The organism is Pedobacter hiemivivus, from assembly GCF_005144565.1.
Lineage (GTDB): Bacteria > Bacteroidota > Bacteroidia > Sphingobacteriales > Sphingobacteriaceae > Pedobacter > Pedobacter hiemivivus.
The window spans coordinates 1-17,786 of the sequence record NZ_SWDX01000014.1 but is presented as its reverse complement, the minus strand read 5'-3'; the positions used below and the strand labels follow the sequence as shown (position 1 = coordinate 17,786).

Sequence of the window (17,786 nt, the reverse complement as noted above, 5' to 3'; positions counted from 1 at the left end):
AATCAGGTCTGTTGATTAGACCTTTATCAAGTAATAACATTATAAAGTTTCTGAAAAAAGATATGTTAGAAAAATTAGAAGCAATTAAACTGCGTTGGGAAGATGTTGAGGAGCAGTTGAGTAATCCTGACACGATGCAGGATATGAAGCGTTTTGCGGCTTTAAATAAAGAGTATAAGGACTTAGGCAAGATTGTGGATGAATATAAAATCTACAAAAATGTAATGAGCAATATTGACGCTAATAAGGAGATTTTAAGTACCGAGAAAGATGCAGAAATGCGTGAAATGGCAAAAGAGGAACTTGATCATTTATTGGTTCAGCAAGAAGAATTGGAAGAAAAAGTCCGCCTGATGTTGATTCCTGTAGATCCTGAGGATGCTAAAAATGCTGTATTTGAGATTAGAGGTGGTACTGGTGGTGATGAAGCGGCGCTATTTGCAGGTGATTTATACAGGATGTATAGCCGTTTCTTTGAGCAAAAAGGCTGGAAAGTTGAAACTGTTGATGTAACAGAAGGAACTGCTGGTGGTTACAAAGAGGTGATTTTAAAGGTTAGTGGGGAAGATGTTTACGGACAATTGAAATATGAATCAGGAGTACACCGTGTACAACGTGTGCCAGATACGGAAACTCAAGGTCGTGTACATACTTCAGCTGCATCGGTAGCAGTTTTGCCAGAAGCTGAGGAGATCGATCTTTACATCAATCCTGCAGATATTGATTTGCAAACTTCCCGTTCGGGTGGTGCTGGTGGACAGAATGTAAATAAGGTAGAGACTAAAGTACAGCTGACGCACAGACCTTCGGGGCTTGTAGTTGTTTGTCAGCAGGAGCGCTCACAGCTTGGTAACAGGGTGATTGCAATGGAGATGTTGCGTAGTAAATTATACGACATCGAATTGCAGAAGAAAAACGGTGATATTGCTGCAAGACGTAAGACTATGGTTTCGACTGGTGACCGCTCTGCAAAGATCAGAACTTACAATTATCCGCAAGGTAGGGTAACAGATCACCGTATCGGATTGACACTTTATAACCTAAATAACATCATGGATGGTGGTGTTCAGGAGCTGATTGATGCACTGCAGTTTGCAGAAAATGCAGAAAAGCTAAAAGAAGGTTCTGTGATATAGGTAGTTACAGTTATTTAAAAAATAGTTTGTAAATATAAATAAACGCTCTATATTTGCAATCCCGAAACGGACGAAAGAAAGCAAAGGGAAAACGGACCGGTAGTTCAGCTGGTTAGAATGCCGCCCTGTCACGGCGGAGGTCGCGGGTTCGAGTCCCGTCCGGTCCGCAAAAATACTCAACAGAGTGTTTTTTATTGAAGCCTTTAGAAGCTATATTCTAAGCCCTCCTGAAAAGGAAAACGGACCGGTAGTTCAGCTGGTTAGAATGCCGCCCTGTCACGGCGGAGGTCGCGGGTTCGAGTCCCGTCCGGTCCGCAAGATTAGACAAAATATTAAAAACCTGCATATCATAAGATTTGCAGGTTTTTTTATTTCGAACGCTCTCCCGAATATTTGGATTCTATCTGTATATTCGTTACCCTGGCAGATGTTAAATATGTATAAGACTCAAATTAAAGACGCGGGCTTTGTGACGATTAATAATGTGTTTTCAGATGGTGAGATTGAAAAAATTCTCGAGCTAATTAATCAAGCTGATACTTCCAGAAAAACATTCAGAAAATCCGCTGATCTATTTGCAATCAGGCAATTTTTAAAGGAAGTACCTGAAATAGGTAAGCTAATTCTTAATGATGAATTTAAGCTTCTCATTCATAATCTTTTTGGTTCAGATTACTTTGTTGTAAAATCTATTTATTTCGATAAGCCGGAACAATCTAACTGGTTCGTTTCCTATCATCAGGATTTGACAATATCGGTGGACACGAAGGTAGAACTTGACGATTACAGTAAGTGGACAGTAAATCAAGATCAATTTTCGGTTCAGCCACCGTTGGATATTTTAAAGCAGATATATACCGTTCGTATTCATCTTGATGATACGGATGAAAATAATGGGGCATTAAAGGTTGTTCCTGGCTCTCATTTAAAAGGTGTCTATAGAGCTGAAGACATTGACTGGTCAAATGAGACCGAATATATTTGCGACGTTCCTAAAGGAGGTGTAATGATCATGAAGCCGTTATTGTTGCATAGCTCTAGCCGTACGACCAATAATAATAAGCGGAGAGTGATCCACATTGAGTTTTGTAATCAGGAACTGCATGAGGAATTAAAATGGATAGAACGAGTAGATTTGCAGTAATGCCCCAAAAAACATCAATTCTAATAACGCCACTTAAGATAATCAATCAAATAATGAAGGACAAAAATATCCATAAGATTTTAACCATCTGTATTGCCCTGGTTTGGATTGTAAATGGGCTTTTTTGTAAAGTGTTTAACTTTGTTCCACGGCACGAGCAAATTATAGCAAGAATTTTAGGTGATAATTATTCCAGACCATTAGCCGTTTTAATTGGGCTTTCAGAAATGGGAATGGCGATTTGGATTTTATCTAGGATTAGCCCACGTTTGAATGCTATTACCCAGATTATAACGGTCGCAATGATGAATGTTCTTGAATTTATTCTTGTCCCTGATCTGTTGTATTGGGGTAAAATGAATTCAATATTTGCCTTTATGTTTATCCTGACCATATATTTCAATGAATTTTATTTGAAAAAAAGTACAGTTTTGCCCATCTGATATGAATTCACCTCTCAAAAACCATCCTTTTGCCGTTGAGGCTTTCTTTGAATACTCAGTTGTATTAACGTACGCAGTTCCAAAAGATCAACTTAAAAATCTTATTCCGGAATGTTTAGAGTTGGATACATTTGATGAAAAATGGGCATTCGTGGCAGTGGCTTTAGTTAAAACAAAAGCATTGAGACCAAAAGGTTTTCCTAAGTTTTTGGGTAACGACTTCTTCTTAATCGGTTATCGTGTATTTGTTAAATATACTAATGCATCCGGGAAAAGATTAAGGGGTTTATTTATTCTTAAATCCGAGACAGACAAAAGAAGAATGGAATTTATGGGTAATATTTTTACTCATTACAACTATTCTACAACCGATATTACGCTAGTTAAGCAAGGGAGTGGTATGCTGATAAAATCTTTGCATTCAGATTTTACTATAAAAATTGATGAAGCTGAGGGAGAAATCCCCTTGCCTCAAGATTCGCCATTTACCGATTGGAAGGAAGCAAGAAGGTTTGCAGGGCCCTTGCCTTTCACATTTACTTATAATGAAATTAACAAGGAGGTGTTGGTTATTGAAGGCCTGAGAGAGAACTGGACACCCAGGCCAGTAAAAGTAGTCGAAAATAACATTTCATTTCTTCAAACATTGGATTTAAAAGGCCATGTCCTGGCTAATGCATTTGTTATTACAGATATTCCGTACCATTGGAAAAAGGGAAAAATAGAGCAATGGGAAAAATGAGGAAGCCATTTCAGGGAGTTTTAAATATTCTCCGCTTTAACTGGCATTTTTATGTGCTATCCATAGGGTTTCTATTGCTATTTTTTGTTTTATCCATTACATATGAATCTTTATATGGCTATTTATGGATGGTATATATTGCAATTCTTTGGGTGAATATAATTTCACTATCTGTTTCATACTATGTATATGATTTATCTGCACTATATGACTTTAACTGGCTTGATATGCAGGGAACCGAAGGCAAAATCATTAATATAAGTGCAGGATTTGATGAGACAAGTGCTATCCTAAGAAAAAAGTTTATGGCTGCAGAATTAATTGTACTTGATTTTTATGATCCCTCCAGACATACTGAAGTCTCCATAAAAAGAGCTAGAAAAGCATATCCAGTATTTCCGGGTACTCAAAGCGTGGAATCAGTTAATTTGCAATTGGAAAAAAATTCTGCAGATAAAATATTTGTAATTCTGTCAGCACATGAAATCAGAGATAAAGATGAGCGGATAAAATTTTTTAAGGAGCTAAAACGTTTGTTGAAGCCTACAGGGCAAATCTTTATTGTTGAGCATTTGAGAGATACAGCTAATTTTTTGGCATATAGTATTGGTTTCTTTCATTTCTATTCTAAGCCCATTTGGTGTGAAGTCTTTCAGGCAGCAGAACTTAAAATTCAAAATGAGATAAAAATTACACCGTTTATTTCGACCTTTATACTTGAAAAGAATGGAAGTACATTTTAAAATTATTGGCGTCTTATTGGTTATATTGTCTTTTGTCCATGTGATTTTTCCACGGTATTTCAATTGGTCTAAGGAATTGGTTTCTTTGAGCTTGGTTAATCGCCAGATGATGTATGTTCATACATTTTTCATTGCTTTAGTTGTGTTTCTAATTGGAGTTTTATGTTTAACCTCGTCTGATGAATTACTCTCGACAGGACTTGGAAAGAAGGTTGTGTTAGGATTTGGTATTTTTTGGTCAATCAGATTGTTTATGCAGTTTTTTGGATATTCTTCGGTGCTTTGGAAAGGTAAGTTTATGGAAACCGCAATACATATTGTGTTTTCATTTTTTTGGGCATACCTAAGCATATTTTTTTTCGCGTCATACTGGATTTGAAAATGATTAATTATACTTAAAGTTAGTCAGGGGGTTAAATGTGTAAGGTCATCATAGGCTATGTACTCCAACATATTAACTCAATGCCAATAATTGGAACAGCGAAGTGCTCTTGGTCGGTTTGGCAACTGAATTTTACTAACTTTAATCTTAAACTAAATTGCGCCTATGAAAGTAGAATGTCCAAATTGTCATTGTTCAAAAATATTTAGCGAAACCAAAATTAAACGGTTAATTAAGATAAAAGTTTGTGCTGTTCTTTTTATTCCATTTGTGTTATTATCCTATTTTGATTTTAGAGCTATATGGGTGTTTTTTAGTTTCTTTTGCTTTTTCTTAGCAATCATTGAAGCTTTTAGACTTAATAAGAAAAATAGGGGTCTGTGTTTAGCTTGTAAACATAAATGGGAATATTAGGCTGGATTGTCCTATTTGAATTGTCATTTATAGCGGTGGGCCTTCAGAAATCTACTTTAATCTTTTAATAATTTCTATACAGGCTCTGCCATTATGGTAGGGACATTTCCAAAACCCAGCCTTGTCTTCGCCCTGCATTAAGGTGTAATCGCTATAGATACCCCAATGCCATTCTCCATTTTTGCTTTTAAGGTAGTTTTTTATAAAAGACCAGCTTTTGAAAGATTGGAGTAAGAATTTTTGATCACCATTTATTTGCCAGGCATTCAAAAAGCCAACCATAGCTTCTGCTTGTGGCCACCAGTGCATTTCTTTTGACCACTGAGCTGTTTTGTAATCAAATTCATGCAAGAGGCCATCGCTTTTATCTAAGCCCTTTAAAGCTGCATTACTAAGCTGCAGCGCAATGTGCTTAAAAGCTTTTATCTCCATTTCATCTGCGATGAGGGTTGCAGCCTCCTGTAATAGCCAGGAGGCTTCGATGTCATGACCAAAAGAAACCAATGTAGATTTAACATCCCAGGTTTCTGTGAAAAACAATTGTAGGTGGTAATGCTCTTTATCTATAATATGGTATTTAAAGTTGGAAAGCAAGCTCTTGATGGCGAGTTTTAGTTTTTCATTTTTCCAAACCGAATATAAATTGGCGTAGGCCTCAATCACATGTAGATGTGTGTTCATCGATTTCTTTTCGTTCTGATCTTTGTCACTCAGCCGGAAGTCTTCAATTGCCTTCCAGTCTTTGGTTAAGGCTTCAACATAACCGGTATTGATCGGATCAAAGCTATGTTGTTCTAGTAGTTCAAAAGTATTTTTAGCTAAAACTAAAGCTCTTTCATTTGGGGTAATCTTAATGTACTCAGCAAGCGCGTAGATTATAAATGCTTGTCCGTAGACCTGTTTTTTGTCGTCTAACCTGTGGCCGTTAAAATCTACCGACCAGTAAAATCCTCCGTTTTCTTCATCTAAAAAATAGGCGGTCAAATAATCAAATGCCCTATTGGCGATAGCCAAGTACTCTTCTTTCCGATTTAACAAGTAGGCCGAGGAGAAGGTGTAAAGAATCCTAGAGTTTAATACGAGTCCTTTTGGAGCAGTAGGTGCTGCTAAATTATCATCATCTACTTTTCCATAGAATCCTCCGTTTTCATGATCAACGGTATAGGTCATCCACCATTTCAGAATGGCAGATAGTTCGTTGGTTACCTCCGATTTATAAGTCGATAAAACTGTTGAATTCATACTTTCTTATTTCGGTCTATGATATTTATGATGGTTTTAACAGAGCTGGCAGACCTTAGCCCATCCTCAGGGTTATGGGTTACATAATCCAGTAACTGTTGAATGGTACTTGTTGCCACATGCAGTCTGGTGTCGGAAGAGGCATAATAGATAAAAACAGTTCCATTGTCATCTACGATCCAGCCATTGCTAAAAACTACATTTGATACATCGCCAACTCTTTCCTCAGCCTCTGGAGCCAAAAAATACCCTCCTGGCTTATGTGTAACTTTGGTTAGGTCGTTCAGATCGGTCATAAACATATATAATACATATCTTAATCCGGCTGCGGTATTTCTAACCCCGTGCGCAAGATGTAGCCAGCCTTGGGCTGTTTTAATAGGGGCAGGGCCTTGTCCATTTTTCGCTTCATAGACCGTATGATATACTTTTTTATCAATTACAGTTTCTTCCTCGATAATTGCATTTTCTATTGATGAGGATAGGCCAAAGCCGATACCGCCACCCTTGCCCGCCTCAATAAAACTATCTTGTGGTCGTGTATAGAAGGCGTATTTTTCGTTAACAAATTCGGGATGTAGTACTACATTTCGCTGCTGGGGAGATTTAGTTTTTAAATCGGGCAATCTTTCCCAATCGATTAAGTTTTTTGTTCTTGCAATTCCGCATTGCGCTATCGCTGCCGATTGATTTCCTTCGGGTGCGGAGGGGTCTCTTCTTTCTGTGCAGAATAACCCATAAATCCAACCATCTTCATGTTGAACTAACCTGATGTCGTAAACATTCGTATCCGGCTCATTGGTTTCGGGCATGATGACCGGGTAGTCCCAAAACTTAAACTGATCAATTCCGTTGGCGCTTTCGGCAATTGCGAAGAATGATTTTCTGTCATTTCCTTCCACCCGGGCCATTAAAATATATTTATTTTTCCATTTGATGGCCCCAGCATTTAATACTGCATTGATGCCAAACCTTTCCATTAAATAGGGGTTGGTTGAGGGATCGAGGTCGTATTTCCAGTTAAATGGGACATGAGCGGCAGTTAAAACTGGATTTTTATACCTATTGAATAGCCCGTTCCCGCCCTCAACCTTCTGATTAGGGGTCTTAATTAGTTCATTCTGGTTTTTAGCTAGTCGCTCAATATGCTCTTCGAAATTCATTTTCATAGGTCTTTCTTAATCTTCTAGTCTATTCCACCAGGTTCTTTTTAAAATAAGGATGATTACAGTTAAAATGCTTACTGTAATCCATAGAGGGGTATACATCCCCGTAATTAAATACATTGGGAAAATGGTTAAGCACAGCTGGGCGGTAATACCTAGTACGACGTTAAACATATCCAGTTTAAAGTTCTTGTTGGCTTGGAAGGAGGGATCTTCTTCCTTTACCATTGTATAGATGGGGGCCCAAAATCCCCATGGCTTAACATTTTTATAAAAAGACTTTAGTACTTCGGTATCAGTAGCAGGGGCAGTGTAAGTGCCGATTAAACAGCCCATGAATGACAAGACAAAAAGCAAAGGCCACCAGTATAGTGGCAAACCAGTTGTGATGTAGGGCATCAGCAATGCCGCGCCAACACCAACCGTCATCCCCCAGAAAAAGCCATTGGCATTGAAACGCCACCAATACCATTTTAAGCAATTTGCAGCTACATAGCCCCCATATAAGCCTCCAACTATCCATTGTAGGATGTCATTGACGTTGTGGGCTAAAAAACCGAAAAAGACGCCTACTGCAACAACTAGAATGCCTACAATGTAGTTCATCGAAATGATCTTTTTGGTCGGGGCGCCAGGGTTCACGTATTTCAAATAGATATCGTTTACAATGTAGGCTTGTGCGGCATTTAGTGTTCCGCTAAATGTTCCCATAAATGCACCAAGCAGGCCTGTAAGTACCAATCCCAAAACGCCTACGGGTAAGAAATTGTTAATGGTTGCCGGTAAAATTCTTTCAAAATCTGTCACGCCATCGGGGCCTTTTAGGTAAAGTTGATTGTAATAAAGCAGGGCTAGAACAGTTAGGCCGGTGATCATCGAGTAACGGATGGGCAATAATATGATGCTTACAAAGCCAGTCATTTTACTGGCCTCTTTTGGGTTGCGTGTGCTGAGCACTTTTTGCATATCGTAGTTTGGTGCTGGACCGGCAAGGGAGGCGAATATGCCTTTCATCAGCATCATCATAAAGAAAATGCCGAACAGGCTAAATCCGTCGTCGGCAATTTTTTTATTGGCATCAGCGGCGATTTTACTCCAATCCAGGTTTAACTCCCAGCTAAAGAAAGGATCATTCCAACCATCAGGCACATTTAATTTTTGTCCATGCAGGTGTTGTACGGCAATAACGCCTATGGCAATACAAGCAATAGTCATGATCAGGTATTTAATTGCATCTCCCAGTACAATGCTATGCAGGCCGCCAATAATAGAATAAAACATGGCAAACAGGGTAAAAACGATGCCATAGAAGTGAGGGACATACTTATCTGCGATGGAAAAAGGGACATAATCTTTTACGACATCCCAGGGAATGAAAACCTGAACGAACTTACCCAAACCAACAAATCCGTAGGCCAAAAAGCCTAAGCAACTAATTAGTGCAAATGCAATCACAATGATGTGTGAGCCGGTAACGCCTTTCCCTGTTAAGCCAAACCTTGTTTTTAACCATTCTGCACCGGTTGTGGCATTAGACCTTCTGAGCCATTTGGATAAAAACATCATCATAAATACCTGATTAAAAACAGGCCATAACCAGGGGATCCAGATGCTTTTGAAACCATATACAAAACAAAGGGCAACCATCCACATGGTACCACTGATATCAAACATATCACTGGCATCACTGAGGCCAAGCATGTACCAGGGTAATTTTTTGCCACCCATTAAGTAGCTTTCTTTATCCTGTTTCGCCTTGTTTCTCATGTAAAAGCCAATGAGCACCATGGTGACTAAATAGGTTAGGAGAATTAAAATATCTATCAGTTGTAATTTCATGTTAGTTGAGCTCGTATATATTTTTTGCCCCTATTGACTTTTCAAATAGGATTCTTTTGTACTGATAGAATTTTTTAAAATCAGGTGCCGAAATCTGCCCCTCGAATGGCGCGTAATAGTGCATTTTCTTCGTTGAGGGCCTATATCCTGCATTGCGCCAAACCAAAACATAGGAGAGTGGGTAGTCTTTTATGGCAGGCCATAGGGTTTCGGTCCACCAGGTTGCATCTGGGACCGCCTCATATCCTGTTTCGGCAAATGCGGCTAACTTGTTTCTTTGTCTCGCAATTTTGCTGAGTATGTCCAGGTCATTTCGTACTGCATTTATAAATGCTTCTTTTCCCTGGTTTTCGAATTGATAGAGGTCAAAACTGACTACATCAACAACATCATCACCAGGGTAGTATTTCAAAAACTCCTGTTCGTTCGCAAAGCCATTGGTGTTATAAACAAAAATGAGGTTATGTAATTTCTTGGTGTTATTCAGGTAGTCGACCGTAAATTGCCAGGCTTTCTTTATTTCTGCGGGGCTGCTGCAGTTTCTTCCCCACCAAAACCAATTTCCAGATACTTCATGAAATGGGCGGAAAAGAATCGGAATGGCTTCCTGTTGGTCTCCTTTTAGGCTGGAAATAAATTTCGCGGCCTTGTCAAGCCAGGAAATATAAAGTTGATGTTTTGCGCCTCCGGGCAAAATTGCAGCAACAGAATTTTTGGTTGTATCCCAGGATGATCCTCCAGTTAAGGGATTATCAAAATGCCAGCTTAAGGTGATGGCAGCTCCTTTTTTATATCCGTCTTGAATATACTTGCGGATTTTGTCAAATGGAACACCGTCAATATTTTTAAACGAATCATGCTCAATGCGACCTAAATCCCATCCATAGATACCTGGGTAATCGTTAACCACATCTTTAATGTCACTTTTGCCTTCTATATATTTCCAAGTTACACCATAAGCTAAGTCATCCTGGTGACCAAATATGGTGTGTTGCATGCTTAATTTGTGAAGGTTTTTATATAGGGCAACAGTTTCTTTACTGGCTGCTTTATCACTTAACGATTGTGCGTTTACCAGGTCGCTGGCGATTAAGCATCGGCTGAATAAAATGATAGTTAAAAGAATCTTGTTCAATTTCATATATAAAAGTTAATAGAAGCCTACATCGTCTACATAGATCTGAGAGAGGAGTCCGCTGAATTCCTGGAAAGTAATAGCCGTCATACTAGCCGGGTTTCCCAGATTTGTAAATGGAATCTGGTAATCTGTCCAGCTGCCTTCAGTTAAAATCAAATCGAAAGTGCTAGCTGCTGGGGTGAATGAAATCCTCACTTTTTTGCCTGCTGTTCCAGCGCCTCCATAAATAGAAATTTTAACACCACTATAGCCTGTGGTACTAAAAGCCGGTGCGGATTTTGTAAATCTGATGGCACCAAAACCGACGGTAAATTTATTTACAATGGCTTTCGTTCCCCGTCGGATGATGGTGGTCTGGGTCATGTCGTAAGTGTTGCTGTAAGAGGTGTTTGACCAGCCGGGTGCCATTGCATCATCAAATATGGTAGCTTTTAAACCAAATACATTTGTAGATTTTATGGTTCCCATTGGTGTGGTAACAAAAATATAGCCCGAAGCAAAACCTACTGGTATTTTTACTTTTATTTCTGTTTGCGTACTGGACACAATAGGCACCGAAGTTGTTTCGAATTTAACGGCTGTTACTCCTGTAAAATAGTCGCCTTTAATGGTTATTAGATCATTTGGTAGACCTGCTGGAGGGTCAAAGCTCGATATTTTGGGTGCTGGTTGCTTAATTTGGAAGTTTAAAGTGGCTGAGCCATATTTGGTAGTGACTGTTATCGGATTATTGAGGAGATCTGTTAGCTGTGCTGGAATTTTTACGGTAATGGTGTTGTCGTCTCCATAAATCAGGGAATCTGCAGCTAAAGTCCCATTAAAATCGACTTTGTATGTGGTGCTTAGATTTGTTCCCCTAATCGAGATCCATTCTCCATAATCTACAATTGTTAACGGTGTATTTCTATCCACTAAGTTGGTGACTTCAGTTAATGTTGGTGGAGCGGTGTTTACTGCATCGTCTTTTTTACAAGCATTAAAAAGAAAAAGCATTATCGCAATCATTGCATAGGTGCTTATTGATGGCGTTTTTTTCATAATTAAATGATTTAAATTTTTGATTAAATATGTTTACCAACCTGGATTATTTCCAGGGATCGATTTGTTTGCGTTTAGTTCGCTTAAGGGCAAGGGAAGTAATAAATTTCTGTTCGCCCGTACCTTTGTAATATTGTTTTGTCCGGTTGATATTTTATTCATTACCTGCAGGTAAATACCCCAACGCATCAAATCAAAGCGTCTGATTCCTTCCAGGTTAAATTCACGTGCTCTTTCTGCCAGGACATAACTGCGGAATTGCTCTGGATTCATGTTTGCAGGTGCATATGCGGCAGGTACAGGAACGGCAGGTGTTCCTGTTGTAGGGTAGGAACGGAATCTAACGGTATTTAAAGCATTGTAAGCAAGTGTTGTTGCGCCATTAACTTCATTCTCCGCCTCTGCATACATGAGTAAAACTTCGGAATAACGTAATAGGGGAAAGAATGCGTCACTATTGGCTACCGAAGGGTCGGCAACTGAACTAAATTTAATGGTATAGGCTCTTTCTGCAGTTGTGGTATTAGTATTGTTGTATGTTATGCCACCTACTACTTTGTATAGTGAGGCCTGTGCAAATGGATAAAAGATGTTAGTCCCTTGTAAAGTCGTGTAATTATGAGTTATGCCGTCTAAAACCCGCTTATCTACAAGTTCATAATCGTTATAGTGATTGTTTGTTGTCCAAACTGCACCCTGTCCAAAAGTAGAGCGGGCGGGGAAATAAGCACTTAAATTGTTGACAAAAGCTGTTCCGGCAAGGGATTGTAGTTCCCACATTTGCTCTTTATTATTTCTGCCTGCAATGCTCCATAAATCTTTCCAGCTTGGGGTTAGAGCATATTGGTTGTCGGTGATTACTTCTGCAGCTTTATCTCTAGCTAAAGTGTAAAAGGCTTTTGAATCTATTCCTTCATGGCCTGCCCCTACAGTTTTGACATAAGTATAATACCCATTATCTGTGCCGCCACGCACAGTAACATTGCCTGTAGCGGCGCCAGAAGCCATTGTTAAATAGGTTTTGGCTAAAAATGCTTTCGCGACACCCTGATTTACCCGGCCAACTTCGCCAGCTTTTGCATGGCCTACAGGAAAGAGCTTAGTTTCAGCGTTTTTGAAATCACTGATTACGACATCATAGGTTTCTTTGACGGTTGCCCGGGGAATATTGGTCTGAGGTTCTGTCGCGGATAAGGATTTTAGACGGATTGGTACCCCGCCATATAATTGTACCAGTTGAAAATAAGCCCAGCCCCTTAGGAAATAAGCTTCACCTAAAATTCTATTTTTGATGTCGCCATCCATATTGTTGATGTTGACTACGTTCTCTAAAACGGTATTTGCTCTGGCAATAATGGCATAGCAGCCAACCCATGGCTTTTCCCAGCCAAAATAAGCTTGCGGGTTACCTGCGCCTGTAGTGCCTAAAAACCAATCAGCTCCAGACACATGGTCGTCATCTAAGATGGTCATGTTCCAAAATGGTTGCAGGTATAAGTCGTAAGTATAAAGTTCAGCGTATACACCATTGATTGCTGTCTTTGCATCGCTTTCATTTTTGTAAAAGTTCTCTGGTGAGTAAAAAGAGTAGGGTGTTTCTTCCAGCGCTTTTTTGCAAGAGCTGGCACTAAGTAAAATCAGTCCGGTAGCAAATGCTGTAAAATATGTTGAAATTGCTTTCATATTATATTTTTAAAAAGGTTAAAAATTGCAACGTAGAGAAAGATAATATGTTCTTGAGTTAGGGTAGCCGCCCAAATCAACTCCAAATAGTGCTGGGTTATCGCCGTAACTATTAATCTCAGGATCGTAGCCAGAATAATTGGTGAAAGTGTAAAGGTTGTTAACTCCCAAGGAAACTTTCAGGTTAGTAACGGTTTTAGATTTTAGGGGAAGTTTATAACCAAGTGTTACATTTTTAATCCTTACAAAGCTTCCGTCCTCAATAAAACGTCTGCTAAATAGCTGGTTTCTAAAAAACTGTCTGATTACTTTTGGTCCGGTAGCATTGGTATTGTCCTTCCCTTCTGCCCAGGCGCCATCGAGCATTTCCTGAGTAATATTTTTGTTGGTGCCCAAGTTTCCATTAAACCGGGTATTCATGTTAATGATGTCATTTCCCTGGACGCCGTTGATGAGCGCACTGAGGTCAAATCTTTTATAGTTAAAGTTGTTCGTAAAACCGAAGGTGTAATCCGGATTTACATCTCCAATAAAAGTTCTATCGGTTTGAGAGATGTTAGTCCTGTCATTGTCCAGGTTTTTGTATTTGATCTCACCAATTGTTCTTAAAATAATTGCAGTTCCTTGTCCGCTATAAGCAGGGTCACTTCTAACTTCAGCCTCATTGTCATAGTAGCCATCTTCAACATAACCGTACAAAGCGCCAATTGGCTTGCCAATGGTTTGGATGAATGGTGCATCGCCTGTAGAGATGTTTCTGCCGTATTGTTCTGTCACATCGGGACTCAAGCTTAAAATTTTGTTTTTGATAAATGCGACGTTGAAGCTGGAGTTCCATTCGAAGTCTTTGTTTTTCAAGATAACACCGGCAAGTTTAATTTCTAATCCTTTGTTTTCTATCGAACCTGAGTTTACTAATTTTGTTAAGAAGCCCGTAGAAGAAGGGATAATTAGGTTTTGCAAAAGATCATCTGTTGTTTTCTTGTAAAGGTCAACCGTAAGGTTCAGTCTCGTGTTAAACATGCTCAAATCTAGTCCTAGATCGTACATTGTCGTTGTTTCCCATTTCAGTTTCTCGTTTGGGGGGCCAGAATAAAGGTCGTTGGCCAGACCGGTTTGTACCGCCCCGCCAAATACATAATTATAGACACTCAATTTGGCAAGGGAGGCGTAAGAGCCAATTCCCTGATTGCCCGTTTGTCCATAGCTCAACCGCAATTTTAAGTCATTAATCGCTTTAATATCTTTCATGAAGCTTTCATTTGATAATCTCCATGCAATCGCCGCGGATGGAAAACCGGCCCATTTATTGTCTTTACCAAATTTACTTGATCCGTCCTGGCGATAAGATAGTGTCAATAGGTAGCGCTCGTCATAGTTGTAATTTGCCCTGCCTAAAAATGAAATTAGCGTAGATTGAAAGCGTGAAGTAATAATTGGGAGGGTAACCTCGCCGGCAGCCATATTCTCATTTTCTAAGGCATCATTTGGAAAAGTTTTGGCTTCCGCTCTTTTACTATTGCCATTGGTGCGTTCAAAAGTGCCTGCACCAACAATATTTAAACTATGTTTTTCTATTTTTTTATCATAGGTAACTATACTTTCGGCAACGCCACTGCTCCAGATGTTATCCGATTTTAAGCCCCAACCCTTAACTGCAAAACCTTCATAAACACTTCTGGGATAATATTGGTCTCTGGCGTTGGACGCATAGCTAAAGCCAATGTTTTGTCTGAATTTGAAGTCTTTTAAAAAGGTAGCTTCCAGGTAATTTGAAGTAAAAATGTTTATCCCATTTACCCGGTTTAAAACATCGTTTACATAAATGTAAGGATTGGTAATGAATGCATCTCCAACACCATCATAGTCAATTGGCTCTGATTGGGTGGCGGGAAAGGTGATCGCAGAACGAATAACCCCGGCGCTTGCTGCATCGGATTTGTCTGTTCCGGTTTTTACACCGTTTGTGCGTGAATTTGCAAAAGAGGTGCTTGTGCCAATTTTAAAAGTTTTACTGATGTTCCTTTTTAGGTTTATGCCCAGGCCATACCTGTTGTAATCTGAATTTGAAATGATCCCTTCCTGATTCAGGTAGCTAAAAGAAAGGCTGTGGCTGCCATTGGCACTTCCGCCAGAAACATTTAAAGTGTAGTTTTGAGATAATCCAGTACGGAAAATTCGGTCTTGCCAATTGTTGTTGTTTCCTATATAGTCTTGGGGCCCTTTGGCATAATAGGTTTTTCCCGGATTTAAAGGATCTGGTAGATTGCTGCCTGGATAAGGTAGGGTATAGGCTGTTCCGGTATATTTGTTCGAGTTTAGGTAAGCTAGATTTTGATAGTCCGCGTATTCAGATGCGTTTAAAACATCCAGCTTTCTGGATACTTTCGCCTGTCCAACGATTGCGTTGAATTCAATCTTCTCTTTTCCAGATTTTCCTTGTCTGGTGGTAATTAAAACTACACCATTTGCACCGCGGGAGCCGTAAATTGCTGTTGCAGATGCATCTTTTAAGATATCAATGCTCTCTATGTCGCTTGGGTTTAAGAACGACATTGCATTTAAGGTTTGCTTTTCATCTTCACCGATGGATAAGGGGGTAGCGCCTGAACTGCTGTTGTTAAAAGGAACACCGTCAATTACATAAAGTGGCTCGGTGCCACCTAAAAATGAGTTGGATCCCCTTATTCTGATACTTAGGCCCGCACCCGGTGCACCATCGTTTTGGGTTACATTGACTCCTGCAATTTTACCTTGCAAAGCTTGAAGGATATTTGTTGGGGCGTCTTTAATCAGATCCTCCCGGTCAACTCTACTTACAGACCCTGTTAGATCAGTTCTTTTTGCCGTGCCGTAACCGATTACAATTACATCAGAAAGGATATTGCTCTTGGTTTTTAAAACAATGTTGAAGGTTGTTTTGCTTCCAATCGTAACTTGTTGTTCTTCCATTCCTAAATAGGAAAAGGTTAAAGTTTGTGCTGTGGGTGGAATGCTTAAGGTGAAGTAACCATCCTCATTTGTAATGGTAGCTGTTTTTGTATTTTTTATACTAACAGAAACACCAGGAAGAGGGGTGTTACTTTCATCGGTTATTCTGCCAGATACTTTTTTGTCTTGGGCAAAGCCGTTAGTAATTGATAACAGGCATGCAATTGTTGCCAATAAATTAATTGATAGTTTATTAAGCATAAGCGGTCTATTTGGTTTATATCAAAATTAGTGTTCGATATGCTTTTAAAAATAATACTATTTTATCCATATGTGATATTTTAATCACTTTGATCTTTGTTGTAATTCAAATTAGGGCTATTTAGGTTTGCTCATGGCTATTTTATTGCTGAATGAATGTGCTTTAGTCTATATTTGATTATTGATATTATTTTATCCTATTGATTGATATTATTTATTCATTTAATGTGCAGAAAAGTATGCTAAAAGAAATCACTCCCCTCACCAACGGTGATTGTTTCACTATTTTTGAGCGAAAAAAGCATAATTTCGACTTTCCATTGCATTATCATGAGGAGATGGAGTTGAACTTTATTTCTAATGCATGTGGTGCAAGAAGGGTAGTTGGCGATCATATTGAAGAAATCGGAGATATAGAGTTGGTATTGATCGGCTCCAATCTCCCTCACGTTTGGGAAACCCATAATTTGAATGGGAGGGAGATTCATGAGGTAACCATTCAATTTCATAAAGATCTTTTTGATGAGAAGTTTTTGCGTAGGAATCAATTGCGTGTGGTCAGGGAGATGTTTGAAAAATCGAAGTGTGGAATTTTATTTTCTAAAGAAACTGCACAACTCATCGGCCCAAAACTGGTAAAGTTGAATAAAAAACATGGGTTTGACTCTGTTTTAGAATTGATGTCAATTTTACATGATCTATCCACTTCCAGAAATATGCGTACGCTTTCAGATTCGACCTTTAGTCATGCTGAATTTTCCTACAACAGTAGAAGAGTTGAAAAAGTAATGGAGTATATTAATTTCAATTTTGATAAGCAGGTTAGTTTGGCAGAGGTGGCAAGGATTGCGAATATGACAGAAGTGTCGTTTAGCCGGTTTTTTAAAAGTAGAACAGGGATTAGTTTTACGGATAGTCTGACCGAAATCAGGTTAGGACATGCATCTAGAAAATTGATTGATACTACTGAATCGGTTGCTGAGGTGGCTTACAATTGTGGTTTCAACAACATTTCGAATTTTAATAGGATATTTAAAAAGAAAAAAGGTTGTACACCTAAAGAGTTTAGAGATAACCTTTCTGGTAACCGGGTTTTCGTTTAAGTGATCCATATTGAATTTTGTAATCAAAAGCGGCATCGGGAGGAACATAAAGAAGCCAGTATCATACGATAGCTGGCTTCTTTGTGTGCGCCCGGCACGGGCGCAAGCTCTAGGGTGGAAGTCCCGAACGCGCCTTGATAGTGGGAAGCGTTAACCTAAGGCAAGGGTGTCCTCCGTGAGGAGGAATCTGAAGGAAGCCGGCGGTAAATCTCCGGCCTGACGAACAGGAAGCGAATCAGGCAGTTGGATGTGGGTGAGTTTGCACAACAAAACAAAGCCCTAAACTATCCGAAACATCCTGCTGTATATTCGACAGGTATATGGAGAGAAAGTTTGCGCTCTTACCCGGGGAGATCTGCCGGGCAGTTGCCGGAGGGGGAT

At 39.3% G+C, this 17,786-nt stretch carries 13 protein-coding genes and 2 tRNA genes; 8 read left to right on the top strand and 7 right to left on the bottom strand.

Annotated elements, in window-relative coordinates; translation table 11 throughout:
• Window positions 1-62: 62 nt before the first annotated feature.
• From prfA to FBD94_RS23800, 7 genes are all read left to right on the top strand, one after another.
• A complete protein-coding gene (prfA, locus tag FBD94_RS23830; protein ID WP_136882075.1) occupies window positions 63-1,136 on the top strand; it encodes a peptide chain release factor 1 in 1,074 nt (357 codons plus the stop codon).
• Between the two features lie 93 nt (window positions 1,137-1,229).
• Window positions 1,230-1,303 (top strand) — tRNA-Asp (locus FBD94_RS23825).
• Window positions 1,304-1,377: 74 nt separating this feature from the next.
• Window positions 1,378-1,451 (top strand) — tRNA-Asp (locus FBD94_RS23820).
• Window positions 1,452-1,572: 121 nt separating this feature from the next.
• A complete protein-coding gene (locus FBD94_RS23815) occupies window positions 1,573-2,280 on the top strand; it encodes a phytanoyl-CoA dioxygenase family protein (RefSeq protein ID WP_169472396.1) in 708 nt (235 codons plus the stop codon).
• Window positions 2,253-2,723: a DoxX-like family protein gene (locus FBD94_RS23810; protein ID WP_235884640.1), complete on the top strand. Its 471-nt coding sequence runs from the start codon at window positions 2,253-2,255 to the stop codon at window positions 2,721-2,723. Before FBD94_RS23815 ends, FBD94_RS23810 begins: the two co-directional genes overlap by 28 nt.
• A gap of 1 nt (window position 2,724) precedes the next feature.
• Window positions 2,725-3,465 carry a DUF2071 domain-containing protein gene (locus tag FBD94_RS23805; RefSeq protein WP_136882073.1) on the top strand — a complete coding sequence of 247 codons (741 nt, stop codon included), beginning with the start codon at window positions 2,725-2,727 and terminating at the stop codon, window positions 3,463-3,465.
• On the top strand, window positions 3,429-4,208 hold the full coding sequence (locus FBD94_RS23800) for a methyltransferase domain-containing protein (protein ID WP_235884638.1): 780 nt from the start codon (window positions 3,429-3,431) through the stop codon (window positions 4,206-4,208). The genes FBD94_RS23805 and FBD94_RS23800 overlap by 37 nt, the downstream gene beginning before the upstream one ends.
• A gap of 847 nt (window positions 4,209-5,055) precedes the next feature.
• Here FBD94_RS23800 and FBD94_RS23790 read toward each other — a convergent pair.
• The 7 genes from FBD94_RS23790 to FBD94_RS23760 are packed head-to-tail and all read right to left on the bottom strand — an operon-like array spanning window position 5,056 to window position 16,302.
• On the bottom strand, window positions 5,056-6,246 hold the full coding sequence (locus tag FBD94_RS23790) for an AGE family epimerase/isomerase (RefSeq protein WP_136882071.1): 1,191 nt from the start codon (window positions 6,244-6,246) through the stop codon (window positions 5,056-5,058).
• Complete coding sequence (locus FBD94_RS23785; RefSeq protein ID WP_136882070.1) at window positions 6,243-7,415, bottom strand: glycoside hydrolase family 130 protein; 1,173 nt, start codon at window positions 7,413-7,415, stop codon at window positions 6,243-6,245. The genes FBD94_RS23790 and FBD94_RS23785 overlap by 4 nt, the downstream gene beginning before the upstream one ends.
• 9 nt (window positions 7,416-7,424) lie before the next feature.
• Entirely contained in the window at window positions 7,425-9,251 is a 1,827-nt protein-coding gene (locus FBD94_RS23780) for a sodium:solute symporter family protein (protein WP_136882069.1), read from the bottom strand.
• Window position 9,252: 1 nt separating this feature from the next.
• Entirely contained in the window at window positions 9,253-10,392 is a 1,140-nt protein-coding gene (locus FBD94_RS23775) for a glycoside hydrolase family 26 protein (protein WP_136882068.1), read from the bottom strand.
• Between the two features lie 9 nt (window positions 10,393-10,401).
• Entirely contained in the window at window positions 10,402-11,427 is a 1,026-nt protein-coding gene (locus FBD94_RS23770) for an IPT/TIG domain-containing protein (protein ID WP_136882067.1), read from the bottom strand.
• Window positions 11,428-11,460: 33 nt separating this feature from the next.
• Window positions 11,461-13,110 (bottom strand): RagB/SusD family nutrient uptake outer membrane protein, encoded by a 1,650-nt coding sequence (locus tag FBD94_RS23765; RefSeq protein ID WP_136882066.1) that lies wholly within the window; start codon window positions 13,108-13,110, stop codon window positions 11,461-11,463.
• An 18-nt stretch (window positions 13,111-13,128) separates the two neighbouring features.
• Window positions 13,129-16,302: a SusC/RagA family TonB-linked outer membrane protein gene (locus FBD94_RS23760; RefSeq protein WP_136882065.1), complete on the bottom strand. Its 3,174-nt coding sequence runs from the start codon at window positions 16,300-16,302 to the stop codon at window positions 13,129-13,131.
• Between the two features lie 239 nt (window positions 16,303-16,541).
• Between FBD94_RS23760 and FBD94_RS23755 the strand changes: the two genes are divergently transcribed.
• On the top strand, window positions 16,542-17,405 hold the full coding sequence (locus FBD94_RS23755) for an AraC family transcriptional regulator (protein ID WP_136882064.1): 864 nt from the start codon (window positions 16,542-16,544) through the stop codon (window positions 17,403-17,405).
• Window positions 17,406-17,786 lie beyond the last annotated feature (381 nt).